The sequence below is a fragment of the Candidatus Vicinibacter proximus genome, assembly GCA_016713905.1.
Classification (GTDB): domain Bacteria; phylum Bacteroidota; class Bacteroidia; order Chitinophagales; family Saprospiraceae; genus Vicinibacter; species Vicinibacter proximus.
Genome location: JADJOE010000003.1, coordinates 1,530,714 through 1,553,343 on the forward strand (window position 1 = coordinate 1,530,714; position 22,630 = coordinate 1,553,343).

Here is a 22,630-nt window from a genome sequence, read left to right on the forward strand (position 1 = left end):
CATAATGAACATAAAAATAAAAATTACATTAAGCACATGGATTTTTTTCATTGGTCAAACCATTTGTCTTTTTGCTCAGTCATCCTTAAGTATAAACATACCGGATTTAGAAATCAGAGCAGATAAATTGATTCAAGGGGATGCGGATACCTATGGCAGAGGAGACTGGAAGTGTGAAGTAACTGTACATATTATCGAAGACACCATAAATGTTACAGGGAATATAATTTTTTCTGAAAATGAAGCAGACAGAACAATTATAAAAGGAGATTTTAGAAAAATGTTCGTCTTCCCCATGTTACGAAAATTTGAAAGCTGTACTTTAGATACGGATAAGATAAATGGAAATGCAGGCGGATTAAATTTTGGTGCAAGAGAACCTATGTGGATAAACGGTCATGGATTAATTAAGCGAATTAAAATCAGAACAGATACATTTGGAAATGATGTAGGAAAAATAGGCGGAATACTGAAATTCAATCCGATTATTTTAAATTATAAATGTTTATTTGCGGAAAAGTAAAAACATCCTTTTGAAAAACCAACGATATAATCAAGTCATGGCAATTAAATTTTAAAACATAACATTAATCCAATTTATTCCACCACAAATTTTTCAATAAAATGATTGCCGATCTGATCACGAAATCTACAAAAATAAATCCCTGTTGCCATATTCAGCATATCTAACTTTACTTCCAATGCTCCTTGTGCTATATGCTTGCTTTGCACCAATGTACCACTTAAATTAAGGATCTCCAATATTCCCTGAGCCTTGCACTCTTCATCAAATTTAATAAAGAGCTGGTCACGGGCAGGATTGGGGAGGATGCTGAATTGTCCCTGGTTATGGATTAAAATATCTTTAGCGCCCACCATACCATCAGGGGAGATGCGCGCAATGAAAGCTGAAGATGTGTATTGGTCTCCTATTTGTTTTCTTGCGACTGTAGGCAAGGCATAGTCCCCGAAATACAGAGTATCCGAAGTAAACGTACCACTGATCACAAGACTCCCATCGGGATGAAGACCCCCACATTCATAACCACCTGCGTTCTCACGACCTTTACCTTGCAGTTGAAAAACTTGTTCAATATTGCCATTATTTTTAAAGCGAATGAAAAGTAAATCAGGTGATGAATTACCAGGACTGACATAGGGAATTCCCTTAAGATAGATAGTATCCCTATTAAGCTGCCAGGCTGTCCATAAATCTTGTTTTTGATTAAGTAGAATATAGTTTAATCCAAACATTCCAAGAACATGATCTTCATAAAGCCATTCAAGCTCATAATTAAGATTTATTTTAGCAAGAAAATTGATAGCATCTTGACTGGTTGGAAGACTTTTAATCTTTTTTGAAAATATTTCTATTTCTTTGCTTCTACTAGATCCTCCGATAAATATATTACCTTGATTGTCAATTGACAATTGTTCAATATAATCAGTTTCAATTCCTCCTATGGATTTAATATACTGTACATTTCCATCAGGATTTAATACCAATAAAACTGCATCAAATGTTAAATCAGGCCTGAACGTATCACGATTCCTTAACACAAATTGATCGACACTTAATTCTTTGCCGCTGAAAGAACCAGCCAATATAACTTGATGAAAGCTATTAATTACTACATTCCGAAAAATATTTCCATAACTTTCCATTTTTTTATGCCACTTTAAGTTTCCATCGGCATCAAATTTAAAAAGTGTAGATTTAAAGGAGCCGACCAAAGATTGGTACTCGATCCGTATACTGTCCAATAATAAATGGCCTATATTATGCCAAGATGATAAATAAATATTACTTTCTATATCGGTTGTTACACCTATTGCTCCTATATCTCCAAGGCTTCCCTTTTCATTTTTCAATAATCTATACCAAAGTAATTTTCCATTGTTATTAAGTTTGGCTACAAATGCTTCTCCTACACCATCCGGTGATTGAATCGAATGTTCAGGATCAAGCCAGATGGTTCCTCGAAATGAAGAACTAATGATAATATTACCCAAAGGATCACTTGATAAGAAAATTCTATCATCTAATACTCCAGTAAAATTGTCAGAGAACTGATGCTTCCAAACACATTGTCCATGTGAATCATATTTAACTAAAAATTGAATATCGGTATATTCAGTATTCAGATTGTAATTCTCATTACAAATGTCGAACGGAGAAATCTCAAAATTGATAGCTGCAATGGTATTAGAAAATACATCGGTAGTAACTTCAAAAAAACCAATAGTACTCCTATGCCCTTCTGCAATAATCCAATCAAACTTAGGAACCTGTGCATGAATAAAAAAGAATGAAAACCAAAAGGTAAATAAAAGTAATCTCATGATTAAATTTTATTATGGATAAAAAATTGGCCCACCCGGCAGAAAAGCTTTTTGGATGGGCCATAAAAATTTACTTGTGAATAATCAATCGTTGTGAAGAAAGGGTATTGCCATTTTCACCAATCAACTCGACTATATAGATCTCCGGAGAAAAGCCAGAAAAATCTACAATTACAGAGCCTGCTTTGCTGAATTGAGTTATGTGAACCTTATAGCGACCATAAAGATCGGAGATCCTCACATTTTGAATGATTTCAGCATTTATATCACTATCAATCAAAACAATCCCTGTAGATGGATTCGGATAAATGCCAGCAGGAATGAATTTTTTAAGTCCTGATTGTTGTCCTCCAAATTCTTCTTCGTTGCAATTGAATAATGAAATGTACCTACTTTGTTCATCATAAGAATTTGAACTAGTCAAAATCTGAATATTGCCTTTACAAAATGCTTCTAATCCCCCTAATTGATTTAAGTCTTTACTTAAACTTTTTGATTGAACCATAGTCTTTGATTTTTCTTTTTTAAAAATACAGAAAATTCCAAATATCTATAATGTAAAAATAACACTATGCGTCCTTTACTCCACCACCACTCGCTCCACACTGCTCCTACCTTCCATATCACGATACCTTACGAAATAAACTCCCGCAGGCCATTCGTGCATATCAACAATAGCAGATGTAGATCCTTCACTAATGATTAATGACTTCATAACAGTGCCAGTAGTTGTCAATATCTCTACAATGCCATCAGCACTCAGATCATCATCAAAACGAATCTGTATTAAATCTCTGGCGGGGTTGGGGTGGATAGAAATCAAACTAAGCTCTTGGTTTCTCAGATCTTTAGATCCCACCATCCCATCTGGAGAGATGCGGGCAATGAAGGCAGATGATGTGTATTGGTCTCCAATTTGTTTTCTGGCTACTGTGGGTAATGCATAGTTTCCGAAATACAGTGTATCTGAAGTAAATGTTCCACTGATAACAAGACCTCCATCAGAATGAAGGCCTCCAGACCAATGACCATAGTTGCCATAATCGCGTCCCTTACCATGTATGTGAAAGACTTGTCTAATTTCTCCTTTTGTGTCCAAACGCAGGTACAAAATATCAGGAGAAGAATTTGAGGAGCAGAAATAAGGAATGTTATTAAAATAAAACGTATCCGGCTCCAGCTTACAACTCACCCATAAGTCTTGATTCTTGTTCAATAAAATATTATAAATTCCAAAATGTCCAAACACTTGCTGGTCATCAAATAACCACTCAAGCTCATAATTAGGTTTAATTTTTGCTAAATAATTATTCCATTCACGATTAGCCTTTAACCTCTTTACTCTGCCTGAAAGGATTTCAATCTCTTCACTTAGAAAACTTGTGCCACCAACATATATATTGTCCTCAATGTCAATCTCTAAAGTCATTAAATAATCACTGCCCTCACCTCCTATAGACTGTAAATAGACCACATCTCCATTCTGGTCTAAAACGGTCAACACAGCATCTGAAGATTCCTCTGGCTTTGCGATATTCCTGTTTTCTATTACATTACTATCAACTGTAAGGTCTGATCCTGAAAATGAACCTGCTAAAACTACTTGATTCTTACTATTTATTTGAATCTCTTGAAAACTGCTAAAGTAAGCTTCAAATTTTTTATGCCATAACAGATTACCATCAGGGCTTAACTTAAATAGGGTAGTTTTTGAACCTCCCCAATTAGAATTGTATTCAATAGGTAAATCTTCAAAAAACAACCTGCTCAAACTATGGGAAGAGGTCAAATAAATATTTCCTTCCTGATCTGCCTGCAATCCATCCACTGCTACATCTCCTGCTTTTCCATTCTCTAATTTAAAAATTTTATGCCAAAGCAGCTTTCCATTCAAATCAAGTTTTGCAACGAAAGCTTCTCTCACACCATCAGGTGATTGTATAAAATGATCAGAGTCCAGCCATACTTTACCACGATGAGCTCCGCTGATTAAAATATTTCCCTGTCTGTCTGTAGATAAAAATAATCCGAGATCAATGACTCCTGTTAAATTATCAGTTAATTGATGTTTCCAAATACATTGTCCTTTAGAATTATATTTTATTAAAAAAAAGACTGCTGTGTATTCAGTATTAAAATTAAATAAATCATTGCATAAATTGAAGGGTGACAGAGTGTATTCAATAGAAGCAATGGTGTTACCTAACACATCTGTTGTAACTAAATAAAAACCAATATTACTCATATTTCCTTCAGCAATAATCCAATCAAACTTTGGAATCTGAGCTTGAAGTAAAGAATTTAAATACAAAAAAACAAAAATAATAATGCGCATGATAAGTCAATTTAATTAAAAAATAAGGCCCACCCACAAGAATTATTAATGGGTAGGCCTTAGTAATTTATCTATGGATCATAAGTCGTTGAGTGGAAATGGTTTTTCCTTTTACATCAAGCAATTCGACGATATATATTCCGGAAGATAATGAAGAGAAATCTAAACCTATAGATCCATGTTTATTTAATATTGGCCGGTGAATCTGATGGCGGCCATATAGATCTGAGATCCTCACATTTTGAATGATTTCAGCATTTATATCACTATCAATCAAAACAATCCCTGTAGATGGATTCGGATAAATGCCAGCAGGAATGAATTGCTTTAGTCCTAGCTGATGGCCTCCAAATTCTTCTTCTTCACAATTGAATATTGGAATGTGCTTACCTTGTTCATCATAAGAATTTGAACTAGGCAAAATCTGAATATTGCCTTTACAAAATGCTTCTAATCCCTCTAATTGATTTAAGTCTCTAATTAAACTTTTTGATTGAACCATAGTCTTTGATTTTTCTTTTTTAAAAATACAGAAAATTCCAAATATCTATAATGTAAAAATAACACTATGCGTCCTTTACTCCACCACCACCCGCTCCACACTACTCCTTCCCTCATTATCTCGATATCTCACAAAGTAAACTCCGGCAGGCCATTCGTGCATATCAACAATAGCAGATGTAGATCCTTCACTAATGATTAATGACTTCATAACAGTGCCAGTAGTTGTCAATATCTCTACAATGCCATCAGCACTCAGATCATCATCAAAACGAATCTGTATTAAATCTCTGGCGGGGTTGGGGTGGATAGAAATCAAACTACTCTCTTGTTTACTCACATCCTTAGATCCCACCATCCCATCAGGTGAAATACGAGCAATGAAAGCTGAAGATGTGTATTGGTCACCTATTTTTTTTCTGGCGACTGTGGGTAATGCATAGTCCCCGAAATATAAAGTGTCTGAAGTAAATTTTCCACCAATTACTATACCTCCATCGGGATGAAGACCTGTACAATCTACACATCCAGAACTTTCTCTACCCTTTCCTTGAAGTTGAAAAACTTGTTCCATATTGCCATTATTATTAAATCGAATGAAAAGTAGATCAGGTGATGAATTACCAGGACTGACATAAGGCAATCCTTTAAGATATATTGTATCTCTATTAAGCTCCCAGGCAGTCCATAGCTCTTGTTTTTGGTCAAGTATAATATAGTATAATCCAAACATTCCAAGAACATGATCTTCATAAAGCCATTCAAGCTCATAAATAGGATTTATCTTAGCTAGAAAATTGATAGCATATTGACTTGTTGGAAGGCTTTTAATCATCTTTGAAAATATTTCTATTTCCTTGCTTTCACTAGATCCTCCGATAAATATATTACCTTGATCGTCAATTGCCAATTGGTCAATAAAATCAGTAGCAAATCCACCTATGGATTTCATATACTTTACATTTCCATCACGGTTTAAAACCAACAAAACACCTTCAGAAGTTAAATCAGGTGTGAGCGTGTCACGATTTGCTAAAACAAATTGATCGACAATTAATTCTTTGCCCCTAAATGAACCAACCAATATAACATCTTCCAAGCTGTTAATTGCAACTTTTTGAAAAATACTTCCATAACTCTCCATTTTTTTATACCACTTTAAGTTTCCATTTGGATCAAATTTAAACAAAGTTGTTTTGTAGTAACCTTTCAAAGATTTATATTCAATCTTTAAGCTGTCTAAAATCAAATGATCCGTGGCATGGTAAGATGAAAGATATACATTTCCATCAGAATCATTTGTCACATCAATTGTTGAAACATTTCCTAATTTTCCTTTTTCATTTTTCAATATTCTATGCCAAAGTAATTTTCCATTTGGATCAAGTTTGGCAACAAATGCTTCTCCTATACCATCCGGTGATTGTATATAATGTTCTGAATCAAGCCAAACTTTCCCTCGATGGGCTCCGGCAATTAGAATATTTCCTTGCAAATCAGTAGATAAAAATAAACCTGCATCCAAAACTCCTGTAAAATTATCTATGAATTTATGTTGCCATATACATTGACCTTTTGAGTTATACTTGACTAAAAACTCAATGTAGGTATTTTCAGTATTTGAGATATATTTATTTCCACACAGTTCAATCGGTGAAATTAAGTAACTAATAGCTACTATGGTGTTTGAAAATGAATCTGTTGTTAGTCCGTAACTTCCTATACTGCTATTATGCCCTTCAGAAATTATCCAATCAAATTTTGGAATCTGTGCATGAATCAAAGAGTATGAACAAAGAAGAGTAAAAATAAAGAATCGCATGATCTATCTTTTTAAATAGAAAATTTGGCCCACCCATCAGTCTTAATAATGGATGGGCCTTATGAATTTATTTATGAATGATGAGGTGTTGAGTGGAAAGTGTTTTCCCTTTAATATCTAGCAATTCGACGATATATATTCCTGAAGAAAAGCCAGAAAAATCAACACTGACAGTGCCTTGTTTTCTGAAATGAGTTATGTAACTCTGATGCCTTCCATAAAGATCTGAGATCCTAACTGATTGGATAAGATCAGTGTTATTAATACTTTCAATCAAAACCATGCCATTGGTTGGATTTGGATATATGTATGAAGGAATGAATTGCTTAAGCCCTTGCTGTTGTCCTCCAAATTCTTCTTCGTTGCAATTGAATAATGGAATGTACCTACTTTGTTCTTCATAAGAATTTGAACTAGTCAAAATCTGAATATTGCCTTTACAAAATGCTTTTAATCCCCCTAATTGATTTAAGTCTTTACTTAAACTTTTGATTGAACCATAGTCTATGATTTTTCTTTTTTAAAAATACAGAAAATTCCAAATATCTATAATGTAAAAATAACACTATGCGTCCTTTACTCCACCACCACCCGCTCCACACTGCTCCTTCCTTCTATATCTCGATACCTTACGAAATAAACTCCGGCAGGCCATTCGTGCATATCAACAATAGCAGATGTAGATCCTTCACTAATGATTAATGACTTCATAACAGTGCCAGTAGTTGTCAATATCTCTACAATGCCATCAGCACTCAGATCATCATCAAAACGAATCTGTATTAAATCTCTGGCGGGGTTAGGGTGGATATAAATTAAGCTACGCGCTTGGTTTCTCTGATCTTTAGATCCCACCATCCCATCAGGACTGATACGGGCTATGAATCCATCAGCAGTAGGATTGCATGTTGGTTTATTAATGAATTTGTAAAGTGAATGTTCCCCAAGAGACAATGTATCAGAACTAAACTGTCCAGAAATAATTACACCAAGGTCAGATTGAATGCTAACATCAAGTATTCTATCAAAATCATTTCCTCCCCAACAATATACATTTTCAATCTTACCTGATAGATTTGTGATTAGGTAAACCATATCATATTGATTAATGGCCCCTTTCCCTTTTCTATATATCACAAGATCATCTATAACAAATGAATCCTTGGTTAAACTCCATGTAGTAATTAACTTATTTTCTTTTGTCATACCACTAAAGTTTCCAAAATTATTTGCAATGCCAATATCAAAAGCTTTAATCCATTTTCTGTTACCATTTGAGTCCAGCATTGCAATATAGCTTGGTTCATTTAAATTTGGAATATTAAACAAGCTGTCTAAAATATTATACGGACCTATATTCATGGAAACTCCGCACAAATATATATTTTTCATTCTATCAATTTCCAATCCCCCTAAATAATCTTGAGTATGACTAACACCATATCCCTTTAACCATAAAACCTCACCGTTACTTGATAATTTGAAAACAAAAGCATCTGCAAATGAATTAGAGCTCTGATTAGTATTATAATAAGTTTTTTGATCAACTTGAAAGAATTTTCCAGTAATATTTCCTACTGCCACAACATTTCCTTCATAGTCGCTTTTAATATTGTATAATTTAACTCCTCCATTAGGCGACTGCATAGGTTTTGTCCATACAAGTTCACCATTTTTATCTAACTTTATAATAGTGGAATTATATTTTAAATTTATATTATTATAAAGTATAGGGACTTCATTATAAATAAGCGGTTCAAAGGAATGATCCACTAGAAGAAATATATTTCCAAATCTGTCTGTATGTATACCTGTATAGGGAGCAGCTTTTGTAGGATCTCTAACTTTTAAAATTTTATACCAAAACAATTTACCATCCTTATTATATTTAGAAACTACAATTTGGGTATGTTGAGGAGATCCGGAATCAATAAATATTCCAGGAGAAAGCTCGATTATTCCACTAAACGATGATACAAAATACCAATTATCTTCTTGATCTATTTCGAGACTTGAAATTCCATCTGTGGCACCTTCTGCAGTTGATAATTGATGAGTCCACACACAATTTCCATTTTTGTCTAGTTTATACATCATGCTGCCAACCGGAAATTCATTGTTTGCTGGATTAAAGTATTTTGAACATAAGTCTACATTGGGATAAATTGGTGGATCTGAGAAAAAGTAGGCCAAACAAATTAAATTATCCTCTGAATCTGCATCGGAATTAACCACTTGTATTAGGGCATCAGTCTTTAAAATATGTTTAACCCAATCAAATTTCTGTGCATCTAATACAAAAGGCAAACCCGATATAATTAGGATATAATAGATCCAAATTTTTTTCATAATCTAATATATTAAAAAATTAACAGAAAGATTTGCTAAAAGTAGCAAATCTTTCTGTTAATATAATTCAAAAAGTTATCTTATGACTTGAAACTTTATAAGCTTCCTTTCTTTTCCTTGTAGGCAATCAATAAAGTATAACCCAGGCAATAAGCGATCGACTTGAAGTTTGTAAAGATCATCTTGAACTTGAACAATTTTCAACTGATGTTTATTGCTATAACTATCATAAATGCTAAAGGAAATAGGACATTCTACCAAATCAGTAACGAAGCCAGTATTGAATAAAAAGACCCCATCTGTCGGATTAGGATAACCATTAACAGGCTGGAATTGCTTAAGCCCTTGCTGTTGACCTCCATATTCTTCTTCGTTGCAATTGAATAATGAAATGTACCTACTTTGTTCATCATAAGAATTTGAACTAGTCAAAATCTGAATATTGCCTTTACAAAATGCTTCTAATCCCCCTAATTGATTTAAGTCTTTACTTAAACTTTTTGATTGAACCATAGCCTATGATTTTTCTTATTAAAAATAAAGAAAATATCAAATATCCAAAATTTAAAAATAACAACCATGCATCCTCTACTCCACCACCACTCGCTCCACACTGCTCCTACCTTCCATATCACGATACCTTATGAAATAAACTCCCGCAGGCCAGTTGCGCACATCTACATTAGTGGATGTAGATCCTTTATTGATGTGAAGGAACATCATCAATGTGCCTGTATTAGTCAGTATTTCGATATGTCCATCAGCGTGCAGCTCCTCATCAAATTGAATCTGAATTAAATCTCGTGCTGGGTTTGGATGAATAGAAATCAAACTACTCTCTTGTTTACTCACATCCTTAGATCCCACCATCCCATCCGGAGAGATGCGGGCAATGAAGGCAGATGATGTGTATTGGTCTCCAATTTGTTTTCTGGCTACTGTGGGTAATGCATAGTTTCCGAAATACAGTGTATCTGAAGTAAATGTTCCACTGATAACAAGACCTCCATCAGAATGAAGGCCTCCAGACCAATGACCATAGTTGCCATAATCGCGTCCCTTACCATGTATGTGAAAGACTTGTCTAATTTCTCCTTTTGTGTCCAAACGCAGGTACAAAATATCAGGAGAAGAATTTGAGGAGCAGAAATAAGGAATGTTATTAAAATAAAACGTATCCGGCTCCAGCTTACAACTCACCCATAAGTCTTGATTCTTGTTCAATAAAATATTATAAATTCCAAAATGTCCAAACACTTGCTGGTCATCAAATAACCACTCAAGCTCATAATTAGGTTTAATTTTTGCTAAATAATTATTCCATTCACGATTAGCCTTTAACCTCTTTACTCTGCCTGAAAGGATTTCAATCTCTTCACTTAGAAAACTTGTGCCACCAACATATATATTGTCCTCAATGTCAATCTCTAAAGTCATTAAATAATCACTGCCCTCACCTCCTATAGACTGTAAATAGACCACATCTCCATTCTGGTCTAAAACGGTCAACACAGCATCTGAAGATTCCTCTGGCTTTGCGATATTCCTGTTTTCTATTACATTACTATCAACTGTAAGGTCTGATCCTGAAAATGAACCTGCTAAAACTACTTGATTCTTACTATTTATTTGAATCTCTTGAAAACTGCTAAAGTAAGCTTCAAATTTTTTATGCCATAACAGATTACCATCAGGGCTTAACTTAAATAGGGTAGTTTTTGAACCTCCCCAATTAGAATTGTATTCAATAGGTAAATCTTCAAAAAACAACCTGCTCAAACTATGGGAAGAGGTCAAATAAATATTTCCTTCCTGATCTGCCTGCAATCCATCCACTGCTACATCTCCTGCTTTTCCATTCTCTAATTTAAAAATTTTATGCCAAAGCAGCTTTCCATTCAAATCAAGTTTTGCAACGAAAGCTTCTCTCACACCATCAGGTGATTGTATAAAATGATCAGAGTCCAGCCATACTTTACCACGATGAGCTCCGCTGATTAAAATATTTCCCTGTCTGTCTGTAGATAAAAATAATCCGAGATCAATGACTCCTGTTAAATTATCAGTTAATTGATGTTTCCAAATACATTGTCCTTTAGAATTATATTTTATTAAAAAAAGACTGCTGTGTATTCAGTATTAAAATTAAATAAATCATTGCATAAATTGAAGGGTGACAGAGTGTATTCAATAGAAGCAATGGTGTTACCTAACACATCTGTTGTAACTAAATAAAAACCAATATTACTCATATTTCCTTCAGCAATAATCCAATCAAACTTTGGAATCTGAGCTTGAAGTAAAGAATTTAAATACAAAAAAACAAAAATAATAATGCGCATGATAAGTCAATTTAATTAAAAAATAAGGCCCACCCACAAGAATTATTAATGGGTAGGCCTTAGTAATTTATCTATGGATCATAAGTCGTTGAGTGGAAATGGTTTTTCCTTTTACATCAAGCAATTCGACGATATATATTCCGGAAGATAATGAAGAGAAATCTAAACCTATAGATCCATGTTTATTTAATATTGGCCGGTGAATCTGATGGCGGCCATATAGATCTGAGATCCTCACATTTTGAATGATTTCAGCATTTATATCACAATCAATCAAAACAATCCCTGTAGATGGATTTGGATATATTCCCACAGGAATAAATTGTTTAAGTCCAAGCTGTTGTCCTCCAAATTCTTCTTCTTCACAATTGAATATTGGAATGTACCTACTTTGTTCTTCATAAGAATTTGAACTAGTCAAAATCTGAATATTGCCTTTACAAAATGCTTTTAATCCCCCTAATTGATTTAAGTCTTTACTTAAACTTTTTGATTGAACCATAGCCTATGATTTTTCTTATTAAAAATAAAGAAAATATCAAATATCCAAAATTTAAAAATAACAACCATGCATCCTCTACTCCACCTCCATTCGTTCCACACTACTCCTACCTTCCATATCGCGATATCTAACAAGATAAATTCCTGCCGGCCAGTTGCGCACATCTACATTAGTGGATGTAGATCCTTTATTGATGTGAAGGAACATCATCAATGTGCCTGTGGTAGTCAGTATTTCGATATGTCCATCAGCGTGCAGCTCCTCATCAAATTGAATCTGAATTAAATCTCGTGCTGGGTTTGGATGAATTGAAATCAAATTACTCTCTTGTTTTCTCACATCCTTAGATCCCACCATCACATCCGGTGAGATATTGGCGATAAATCCATCAGAAGTAAGATTTCCTGTTGGTTTATTAGCGAATTTGTAAAGTGAATGTTCTCCAAGTGTCAAAGTATCAGAACTAAATCCTCCTGATATAGTTATCTCTCCATTTGGCAGAACAACAATGTTATAAATAATATCATCCTTTTCTCCTCCCCAACTATAAAGGCTAACAATTCTACCACTTGTATCTATTATGAGATAAATCATGTCATATTGATTTTCCTGTCCTTTATTAATTCTCTTGAGTACCTTTTCTTCAATCTTTATTGAATCCTTGGTTAAACTCCAGGCGATATGTAATTGATTCTTTTTATCAATTGCAGTAACATAACCATTATTATTTGAGACGCCAAAGTCATATACTCGAAACCATTGTTTAATACCATCTGAATTTAACTTTGCTATACAGGAAGGCATTTCAAGTAAAGTGTCTGTAATTAAAGTGTCAAATAACTCAAAAGGACCTGAATAAGATGGCCTTATTGTAAGATAAATATTATCCTGAAGGTCTATCTCAAGTCCACTACCATAATCATCGGTATTCTTACCTCCGAATGAATGAAGCCAAAGCACATCACCATTACATGAAAACTTAATTATAAATCCATCATATTTTTGTAAATTTCCTTGATAAGAATTGATAATTTCCTGGCTATCAACTTTCATTGATTTACCAATGAACGTCCCAAGAATAATTATATTTCCATTATGATCACTCTTCAAATTCTTTAATTGAGGCGATCCGTATTCTGATTCGAATAATTTTGACCAAATCAAATTTCCTTCCTTATCTAGTTTTAGAATTCTACTAAAATATTTTAATGGCATGTGATTATTCTGAACAATTTGATTTTCAAAAAATAATATTTCCTGTCCATGATCAAGCAAAAGATAAAGATTTTCACTAGAATCATTTTCAATTCCTGAAATCACTGTATAGGTTTTACTTGGGTCCTTAACTTTTAGAGTTTTATACCAAACGAGTTCGCCCTTTGAATCATACTTTGCAATAAAACTATACGAGTTTTGTGGAGATCCTGAATCTAAAAATATACCTGGTGCCAAATTAATTTTACCAATAAAAGAACCTGAAAGATAAAAATTGTCACCCTTGTCAATTGAAATATATAAACCTCCAGCTGCTCCGCTATCAGAATGGAGAGTATGAGTCCAAAGACAATTGCCTTTCTTGTCTAAATATATAATCATGCTACCATAATTATCAAAAGGCGGTATATATTTATTACACATTGTCACTCCTGGTAATTCAGGTAAGAAAGTTAAAAATTCAACTATACCAATATAATTTCCCTTTTTATCGATTTCTAAATCAATCCAATGCATTGTACCATCAGTCTTAAGCAAATGATTGGTCCAACCAAATTTTTGAGCGTCTGTAGATAAAGACAAAAGCGAATTTATTATCAGAAAAACGACCCTAATATTTTTCATATTCAGTCTAATTAATATATTAATGAAAAGATATGCTAACATTAATATACCTTTTCATTAATATAATTCAAAAAGTTATCTAATGACTTTAAACTTTATAATTTTCCTCTCTTTCCCTTTTGAGCATTCAATAATGTACAACCCAGGGAATAAACAATCGGCTTGAAGTTCGTAAAGATTATCTTGCACTTGTGTAATATTCAACTGATACTCATGGCCATAAATGTCATAAATACTAAAGGATATAGGACTTTCTACCAAATCATTAAAGAAGCCAGTTTTTAATAAAAATAACCCATCTGATGGATTGGGATAACCACTAACAGTCTTGAATTGCTTAAGCCCTTGCTGTTGTCCTCCAAATTCTTCTTCGTTGCAATTGAATAATGAAATGTACCTACTTTGTTCATCATAAGAATTTGAACTAGTCAAAATCTGAATATTGCCTTTACAAAATGCTTCTAATCCCCCTAATTGATTTAAGTCTTTACTTAAACTTTTTGATTGAACCATAGTCTTTGATTTTTCTTTTTTAAAAATACAGAAAATTCCAAATATCTATAATGTAAAAATAACACTATGCGTCCTTTACTCCACCACCACCCGCTCCACACTGCTCCTACCTTCCATATCACGATACCTTACGAAATAAACTCCCGCAGGCCAGTTGCGCACATCTACATTAGTGGATGTAGATCCTTTATTGATGTGAAGGAACATCATCAATGTGCCTGTGGTAGTCAGTATTTCGATATGTCCATCAGCGTGCAGCTCCTCATCAAATTGAATCTGAATTAAATCTCGTGCTGGGTTTGGATGAATAGAAATCAAATTACTCTCTTGTTTACTCACATCCTTAGATCCCACCATCCCATCCGGTGACATGCGGGCTATAAAGCCTGTGGAAGTCCTATCACCTATTTTCTGCCTAGAGACCTTTGGGATTGCGATATCTCCAAAAAACAATGTATCTGAGGAAAATAGACCACTTATCACTATTCCACCATCTGGATGTAGACCTGTACAATCCACACATCCAGTTCCTTCCCATCCATTACCGTTAAGCTGGAAAACCTGATCGATATTGCCACTATTTTTAAATCTAATGAAAAGAAAATCCGGCGAAGAATCACTCATACTGACAAAAGGTATTCCATTTAAAATAATGGTATCATTACTGAGACGCCAGGCAGTCCAAAGATCTTTATTCTTGTTTAGTACAATAAAATGCAAACTAAACCATCCAAGTACATGATCATCGAAAAGCCATTCGAGTTCATAATTAGGATTTATCTTAGCGAGAAAATTGATACTATATTGACTGGAAGGGAGACTGAATATCTTTTTTGAAAATATATCAATTTCTTTACTTTCACTAGTACCACCTATAAAAATATTACCTTGTTCATCAATTGTCATATCAGATACATACTCTGGCTTGTTACCACCCAAAGATTTTATAAATTTTACATTTCCGGTTTGGTCTAAAACTAATAACACTGCATCCGATGATATTTTAGGGTTAACAGTATCTCGATTTCTCAAAATAACCTGATCGACACTTAATTCAGTCCCTGTAAAAGATCCCGCCAGAATTATTTGTTGATTGTTGTTAATTTTTATGTGTTGAAAAATATTAGAGTAACTTTCCATTTTTTTATACCATTCCATTTTTCCATTGGGATCAAGTTTAAAAACTGTGGCCTTATGAGATCCCACCAAAGATTGATACTCTATCCTTATACTGTCTAAGATCAAATGACCGTAACTATGTACGGATGATAAATAAATATTTCCTTCTTGATCGGTTGTTACTCTTCCTACTGAAACTTCTCCTAATTTTCCTTTTTCATTTTTCAATATCCTATGCCAAAGTAATTTTCCATTTGGATCAAGTTTGGCAACAAATGCTTCTCCCACACCATCCGGTGATTGTATAAAATGTTCTGAATCAAGCCAAACTTTCCCTCGATGGGCTCCGGCAATTAGAATATTTCCAAGCAAATCAGTAGATAAAAATAAACCTGCATCCAAAACTCCAGTAAAATTATCTGTGAATTTATGTTGCCATATACATTGACCTTTTGAGTTATACTTGACTAAAAACTCAATGTCAGTATTTTCAGTATTTGAGATATATTTTTTTCCACACTGTTCAATCGGTGAAATTATGTATCTAAAAGCTACTATTGTGTTTGAAAATAAATCTGTTGTTAGTTGGATATTTCCTATACTGCTATTATACCCTTCAGAAATTATCCAATCAAATTTTGTAATCTGTGCATGAATCAAAGAGTATGAATAACAAAGAGTAAAAATAAAGAATCGCATGGTCTATCCTTTTAAATAGAAAATTTGGCCCACCCATCAGTCTTAATAATGGATGGGCCTTATGAATTTATTTATGAATGATTAGCCTTTGAGTAGAAAGTGTTTTTGCATTCCCATCAAGCAATTCGACGATATAAATTCCTGTTGACATCGAAGTGAAATCTAAACCTATAGATCCATGTTTATTTAAAATTGGTCGATGAATCAAATAGCGACCATAAAGATCGGAGATCCTCACATTTTGAATGATTTCAGCATTTATATCACTATCAATCAAAACAATCCCTGTAGATGGATTCGGATAAATGCCAGCAGGAATGAATTTTTTAAGTCCTGATTGTTGACCTCCATATTCTTCTTCGTTGCAATTGAATAATGAAATGTACCTACTTTGTTCATCATAAGAATTTGAACTAGTCAAAATCTGAATATTGCCTTTACAAAATGCTTCTAATCCCCCTAATTGATTTAAGTCTTTACTTAAACTTTTTGATTGAACCATAGTCTATGATTTTTCTTTATTAAAAATACAGAAAATTCCAAATATTTATAATGCAAAAATAACACTAAGCGTCCTCTACTCCACCACCACCCGCTCCACACTGCTCCTTCCTTCCATATCTCGATACCTTACGAAATAAACTCCCGCAGGCCAGTCACGCACATCAACACTAGTAGAAGTCTTTCCTTTAGCGATATTTATTGATTTCATTAGAGTGCCAGTAGCTGTCAATATCTCTACTCTGCCATCTACACTCAGATCTTCATCAAATTGAATTTGAAATAAATCTTGTGCTGGGTTTGGATGGATAGAAATCAAATTACTCTCTTGTTTTCTAACATTCTTAGATCCCACCATGCCATCAGGTGAGATTCGGGCAATAAAAGCTGAAGATGTGTATTGGTCACCTATTTTTTTTCTGGCGACTGTAGGTAATGCATAGTCTCCGAAATACAGAGTGTCTGAAGTAAACTTACCACTAATTACCAAGCCTCCATCGGGATGAAGGCCGCAATGACCAATCCCTATGGCTCCCTCTCTTCCTTTCCCATTGAGTTGGAAGACCTTATCAATACTGCCTAGATTTGTAAATCGAATGTAAATTAAATCAGGTGAAGAACTTCCAGGGCTGAAGAAAGCTGAGTTGTTGATATAAATGCTGTCTTTGTTAAGGTTCCAGCATGTCCAAAGATCCTGATTACTATTTAAAATAAAATATGACATACCATACCAATCTAAAACATGATCTTCATAAAGCCATTCCAATTGATAGTTAGGTTTAATTTTCGCAATGAAATTTATTCCTGGTTTACTTGAAGAAAGGCGGAAAATATTTTTAGATAATATTTCAAATTCTTTGCTTCCAGTAGAACCACCTAAGAAAATATTGTTCTTCTTGTCTATTTCCAATTGATAAATATATTCTGTTCCAAGTCCACCTATGGAATGTAAATACTCCACATTTCCATTCTCATTTAGTACCAGCAGAACCGCATCATGAGTAATATGAGGCTGAATAGTATCACGATTTAAAAGTACTGATTGATCAACCCATAATTCCCGACCATAAAAGGAACCAACAACAACAACCTGTTGTAAACTGTTTACTTTGATATTTTGGAAAATACTGCTATTAGCTTCAAATTTTTTATACCATAACAGATTTCCTTCTGTGTCCAATTTTAGAAGTGAGGTTTTAAAACCTCCTTCATTAGATCGGTATTCTATAAGTATACTGTCAAGAATTAAGTGACCATTGGAATGCCAAGTTGAAAGGTAAGTATTTCCTTCCAAATCACATGTTACCCCAATTGGGCTGACATTGCCAAATTTATCATTTTCGTTTTTTATTAATCTGTACCAAAGTAGTTTTCCATTTGGATCTAATTTAGAGACGAACCCTTCACCAACTCCGTCCGGTGATTGTATATAATTCTCTGAGTCTAGCCAAACCTTACCCCGATGGGCACCAGCTATCAAAATATTTCCTTGTAAATCGGTAGATAAAAATAATCCGGCATCAATGACTCCAGTTACATTATCAGTTAACTGATGCATCCAAACACAATGCCCTTGTGGATCATACTTGATTAAAAAAATGACTGCGGTGTTCTCTGTATTTAAATTGTGTGATTCATTACATACCTCAAATGGTGAAAGTAAATATTCTATTGAAACAATTGTATAAGAATTTACATCTGTAGTCAGCTGAAAATATCCTATATTACTTTTATACCCTTCGGGAATAATCCAGTCAAACTTTGGGATTTGTGCATGAATAAAAGAGAATGAATACAAGAGAGTAATAATAAGTAATCTCATGATTAAATTTTATGGAATGTAAAAAATTGACCCACCCAATTACAAAATTGTTGGGTGGGTCATAGAAAATTTATTTGTGAATTATTAGGCGCTGTGAAGAAAGGGTTTTTCCTTTTCCATCAAGCATTTCAACGATATAAATTCCTGTTGACATTGAAGAGAAATCTAAACCAACAGATCCATGTTTATTTAAAATTGGACGGTGAATCTGATAGCGACCATAAAGATCGGAGATCCTCACATTTTGAATGATTTCAGCATTTATATCACAATCAATCAAAACAATCCCTGTAGATGGATTTGGATATATTCCCACAGGAATAAATTGTTTAAGTCCAAGCTGTTGTCCTCCAAATTCTTCTTCTTCACAATTGAATAAGGGAATGTATTTGTCTATCAAGGCCAAAGTAAATCCACGGGAATAATTGACAGCAATTCCAGCACTATCCCTACACATTGCTGCAAGAACCATCAATTCTGCCACGGCTGTGGAATCAAGAGCCGTCCCGTTAAGTAACTTCAGTCTCTGTTCAGTCACCCATTGGTCATATTCTTCTGCGTCATTTTGTGGATCCAAAGAATTGTTTGAAACTTCTAATGCTTCAATGGCTTCTGCATTCAAACTATCACATAAGTAACGATAATTACCTATTTCTTCTTCAAGATCAGCCAATTGAGCTTGGAGAGAATCCAAAAGAATTTCATATAGAGCCAATGTGTCTAAATCCGATTCTACTTCAATTAATTCTTCAACAATGATCATGGAATCGACTACACCAGAATGTAAAACATCAAAAGAATCAAATACAATCTGTTGCACTTCAATCTCCATAAGGAATGAGTGAATATCAGTATTAAGCACAGCACTTTCACCTACGTATTCATTTTCCAATGCATCATAAAAATCTGACAGTGTATCTGAAAGACTAGTCCAATGTGGATATTGTAATATTTCAGCAAAAATGGATTGGTACAATGCTGTCAAAATTGCTTCTGGCAAGCTATCCAAACTTGCGCTGTCTGCTAATATCGCTGCGTATCCATAAGCTGTTGCTGTATCTGATTGTAGCATCACTGGTCCTGCATTGCAAACAATAGTTTGAGAGCTCATTGTTGGTCCTGTTGCTACAATCATGCCAGGAGTTCTATAAGGATGATGTTGTGAACCTTCCGTAGTACCTGAAGGTGCTAGAAATTGACATTCAAGTCTTAAAGGGTTAGTTGGTCTTGCATATTTAATTTCTCCATTTAGTGATGAATTGTTATTTTGACCATTCCATGAGTTGTATTGAGAGTGAAGTTGTTTACCTGTAAATGAACCATCCGAATACCAATTACTACTCGAAGTGCTTAGATTAAAATTATTACGACGAATTAAACTTCCCATACAGTTACCATGAGTTTCAATACAATGATTGGAGTTGTCGTAAAAAAGATTATCGCTGATGGTTGTCTCCTGATTGTCCACAAACAAAAGGCCATTACCACCTTCCAGCAACCGATTACAAGTGATCACACTTTGGCGGCTGTGAGAAATATCAATACCCGGTTTAGGATTGTTTGTTGTGATGGTATCATTTTGAATTCGGGTTCCATGCCAATTGTGTACAAATATCCCGGCACCATTGTTTGTGGCGTTGTTTAAGATACGATTGTGGGTGATGAATCCGGATTGTGGTCCTTCTGCATCTGCAGTAAAACTAACGCCAATCGTATGGTCTCCGCCATTGGTCTGGATGTCATTGTTGGATACAAAGACCTCATTGTTCAGGGTACCTGAAAGATGTACCTTGACTCCAAAATTCTCCGGACCATTGTCTGTGTGCAGATGAACATGTTCAATGTTTGCAAATATTTTTGTTCGGCTTGCATTTATATCAAATGCTTTATGCACGTTATTGGTCCAGATACTGGACAGAGGATCACTGGCCACTGCAGTCAGGGTATGAGATGCACCCCCGCTTATTTTATCAAGTACCGCTATAGGCATATGTTCAAACTTGATAGAGTCTATATTCAGGTCCCTTTTAAGGGAGTTATCCTTAGTGTAATCGATTCCGATATACTTGATGTCGTGTACATCAAAATTGCGTAATCTGGCTGAGGCATTGGTTACCTTGAAGGCGGTATTAAAATTTTCAATTTCATTGACAGATCCTGTACTAGGCATCCACTGTAAATGATCATTGCGATCCACAATAATGGCCGTGCCATCTCCACATCCGCATTTTAATTCTCCACAGTTGATTAACCAACAACCTCTCATATAGTTATCGTGAAAAGCTTCTATTTTCATACGATGAAATTGTTCAAAGTGTATTCCATCAATATTTTCTTCAAACCGGCAGGAAATCATCTTTATTTTCGCGCCTCTTGTAGATCCTGTTCCTCCACGCAGGTACAAAGCCTTGTATGCATCCCAAATTTCAGCCGCAGTCCATTCCAAAGAGGATTGCTGGTAGGCCTGAATTCCTTGCCACCTGCAACAATTAATAAAAGGAATCCCCAATCTGGCAGCAGTCTGAAGGACAGTTCCGTTTAAATGAAAATTTTTGCCCTGATTTACTGTAATGAGTGACCCTTCCGCCATATTCCAAATGCCTGTTCCAAAACTTACATTGATATCCACTATCAGATTACCCTCTATCAGTAACGGTACAGTCGAATGGTTCATATAGGCGTTTATAAACTGGTAAACATTCATTTGTTGATTGCTAAGATAGTCACTCATTTTTAAAGTAGCCAGGGGAAGCCCGATATAGGCACCGGGTGTAATGGTTTTACAATGTGTCACTTCATCCATAAGTATGGTATCACAATATACCTTGTGCGTAACACAAATCTCACCATCCTCAGTAATAAAGTTGGTAAAGAAATGATCTGGTGGGATATGATTTGGATAACTGCCAGTATATACGGTCCCGTCAGAAAAAAACCAATAATGGACAGTCATGCCGGGAGAATTGCAACTTGGAATCACCTTATATTTTGACTTCATACAGGAGGGAGGATATTGTTGTGAACTTTCCAATTCCTGAAATGAAAAATCTGCGTCCATACAACATTCGCAAGGTGGCAAGTAAACACTTTCACAACAAGAAACTGATTCCTCTCCCACATGATAATTTGCACAAACCCAATAAGGCCCACTTCCAATAAAATCCCTGGTGACCATGGTATCGTAGGACCATTTTTTACCTTTGCCATCGCCAAAATCCCACTCAATGCTGTCAATCGCAAAAATCGAGCTGACAGTAAATTCAAAACAGCACTCTTCTCCTGCTTGAGTACTGCATTGACTCCAACTTAAATCAAAACAATCACAAGAATCAATGTTGACATTAAAGCAACAAGTCCTGTAATATTGAGTTGGAGCATTTGCTGTAATGATACACACCTCAAACACACCTCCAGATGTATATGTATGGGTTAAGTGATCTGTATCTGATTGAATTGGTGGTGTATTGTCACCAAAAGTCCAGACATAATGAATGCCAGTAGGATTATTAATTTCAACCGAAAGATGCATACAACTATCTACCGCAATGTCTGGATCTAAAAATGTGCAATAATTACTTTCACAGCCATCAATTCTTATGGTTCTAATACAAGTATCAGGACTTCCGGCCGTTGGTGTTGTGATATGTGTAAATGTCACCAGAGTATTGACAGACAAACTTAGTGTGACACAAAATTTTGACTGAGATGAATATATTGGTGTAGCTAAGCCAGGGGCAGACACTGTCCAAGAGTGAGTGTCCTGAAACTGACCGATGGACTCTACACAAATTTGAAACCCATCATCCACACATAGGGCTTTTGTAAATAAAAAGGTGCAATCCGGATCTTCTTGTCCAACGCAATCCTCCATTCTTATTCCAAACATAAACAATATAAATACTGAATAATAGGCCGTTTTCTTAAATAATCTTAAGAATTCACC

General features: G+C 34.7%; 18 protein-coding genes. 1 reads left to right on the forward strand and 17 read right to left on the reverse strand.

Annotated elements, in window-relative coordinates; all coding sequences use genetic code 11:
* Nucleotides 1-4 precede the first annotated feature (4 nt).
* Complete coding sequence (locus tag IPJ83_14685; GenBank protein MBK7881787.1) at nucleotides 5-523, forward strand: hypothetical protein; 519 nt, start codon at nucleotides 5-7, stop codon at nucleotides 521-523.
* A 74-nt stretch (nucleotides 524-597) separates the two neighbouring features.
* Here IPJ83_14685 and IPJ83_14690 read toward each other — a convergent pair whose 3' ends face one another.
* The 17 genes from IPJ83_14690 to IPJ83_14770 form a co-directional block, all read right to left on the reverse strand.
* Nucleotides 598-2,343: a T9SS type A sorting domain-containing protein gene (locus IPJ83_14690; protein MBK7881788.1), complete on the reverse strand. Its 1,746-nt coding sequence runs from the start codon at nucleotides 2,341-2,343 to the stop codon at nucleotides 598-600.
* A 70-nt stretch (nucleotides 2,344-2,413) separates the two neighbouring features.
* Nucleotides 2,414-2,848 carry a T9SS type A sorting domain-containing protein gene (locus IPJ83_14695; protein ID MBK7881789.1) on the reverse strand — a complete coding sequence of 145 codons (435 nt, stop codon included), beginning with the start codon at nucleotides 2,846-2,848 and terminating at the stop codon, nucleotides 2,414-2,416.
* Between the two features lie 75 nt (nucleotides 2,849-2,923).
* Nucleotides 2,924-4,678 (reverse strand): T9SS type A sorting domain-containing protein, encoded by a 1,755-nt coding sequence (locus IPJ83_14700; GenBank protein MBK7881790.1) that lies wholly within the window; start codon nucleotides 4,676-4,678, stop codon nucleotides 2,924-2,926.
* A gap of 67 nt (nucleotides 4,679-4,745) precedes the next feature.
* A complete protein-coding gene (locus tag IPJ83_14705) occupies nucleotides 4,746-5,180 on the reverse strand; it encodes a T9SS type A sorting domain-containing protein (protein MBK7881791.1) in 435 nt (144 codons plus the stop codon).
* Between the two features lie 75 nt (nucleotides 5,181-5,255).
* On the reverse strand, nucleotides 5,256-7,001 hold the full coding sequence (locus IPJ83_14710; protein MBK7881792.1) for a T9SS type A sorting domain-containing protein: 1,746 nt from the start codon (nucleotides 6,999-7,001) through the stop codon (nucleotides 5,256-5,258).
* Between the two features lie 67 nt (nucleotides 7,002-7,068).
* Nucleotides 7,069-7,422: a T9SS type A sorting domain-containing protein gene (locus IPJ83_14715; protein ID MBK7881793.1), complete on the reverse strand. Its 354-nt coding sequence runs from the start codon at nucleotides 7,420-7,422 to the stop codon at nucleotides 7,069-7,071.
* Nucleotides 7,423-7,577: 155 nt separating this feature from the next.
* The gene (locus IPJ83_14720; protein MBK7881794.1) at nucleotides 7,578-9,350 is read right to left on the reverse strand and encodes a T9SS type A sorting domain-containing protein; all 1,773 of its coding nucleotides are present in this window, start codon (nucleotides 9,348-9,350) and stop codon (nucleotides 7,578-7,580) included.
* 75 nt (nucleotides 9,351-9,425) lie between these two features.
* The gene (locus IPJ83_14725; protein ID MBK7881795.1) at nucleotides 9,426-9,863 is read right to left on the reverse strand and encodes a hypothetical protein; all 438 of its coding nucleotides are present in this window, start codon (nucleotides 9,861-9,863) and stop codon (nucleotides 9,426-9,428) included.
* Between the two features lie 75 nt (nucleotides 9,864-9,938).
* Complete coding sequence (locus tag IPJ83_14730; protein MBK7881796.1) at nucleotides 9,939-11,282, reverse strand: T9SS type A sorting domain-containing protein; 1,344 nt, start codon at nucleotides 11,280-11,282, stop codon at nucleotides 9,939-9,941.
* A gap of 179 nt (nucleotides 11,283-11,461) precedes the next feature.
* A complete protein-coding gene (locus IPJ83_14735) occupies nucleotides 11,462-11,692 on the reverse strand; it encodes a hypothetical protein (GenBank protein MBK7881797.1) in 231 nt (76 codons plus the stop codon).
* Between the two features lie 67 nt (nucleotides 11,693-11,759).
* Nucleotides 11,760-12,194, reverse strand: a complete 435-nt coding sequence (locus tag IPJ83_14740; GenBank protein MBK7881798.1) for a T9SS type A sorting domain-containing protein — start codon at nucleotides 12,192-12,194, stop codon at nucleotides 11,760-11,762.
* Nucleotides 12,195-12,269: 75 nt separating this feature from the next.
* A complete protein-coding gene (locus IPJ83_14745) occupies nucleotides 12,270-14,033 on the reverse strand; it encodes a T9SS type A sorting domain-containing protein (protein ID MBK7881799.1) in 1,764 nt (587 codons plus the stop codon).
* 75 nt (nucleotides 14,034-14,108) lie between these two features.
* Nucleotides 14,109-14,546 carry a T9SS type A sorting domain-containing protein gene (locus tag IPJ83_14750; GenBank protein ID MBK7881800.1) on the reverse strand — a complete coding sequence of 146 codons (438 nt, stop codon included), beginning with the start codon at nucleotides 14,544-14,546 and terminating at the stop codon, nucleotides 14,109-14,111.
* Nucleotides 14,547-14,621: 75 nt separating this feature from the next.
* Nucleotides 14,622-16,364, reverse strand: coding sequence for a T9SS type A sorting domain-containing protein (locus tag IPJ83_14755; GenBank protein ID MBK7881801.1), 1,743 nt, complete (start codon nucleotides 16,362-16,364; stop codon nucleotides 14,622-14,624).
* Nucleotides 16,365-16,431: 67 nt separating this feature from the next.
* A complete protein-coding gene (locus IPJ83_14760) occupies nucleotides 16,432-16,866 on the reverse strand; it encodes a T9SS type A sorting domain-containing protein (GenBank protein MBK7881802.1) in 435 nt (144 codons plus the stop codon).
* A 75-nt stretch (nucleotides 16,867-16,941) separates the two neighbouring features.
* Nucleotides 16,942-18,687, reverse strand: coding sequence for a T9SS type A sorting domain-containing protein (locus IPJ83_14765; protein ID MBK7881803.1), 1,746 nt, complete (start codon nucleotides 18,685-18,687; stop codon nucleotides 16,942-16,944).
* Nucleotides 18,688-18,757: 70 nt separating this feature from the next.
* The gene (locus IPJ83_14770; protein MBK7881804.1) at nucleotides 18,758-22,573 is read right to left on the reverse strand and encodes a T9SS type A sorting domain-containing protein; all 3,816 of its coding nucleotides are present in this window, start codon (nucleotides 22,571-22,573) and stop codon (nucleotides 18,758-18,760) included.
* Between the last annotated feature and the right edge of the window lie 57 nt (nucleotides 22,574-22,630).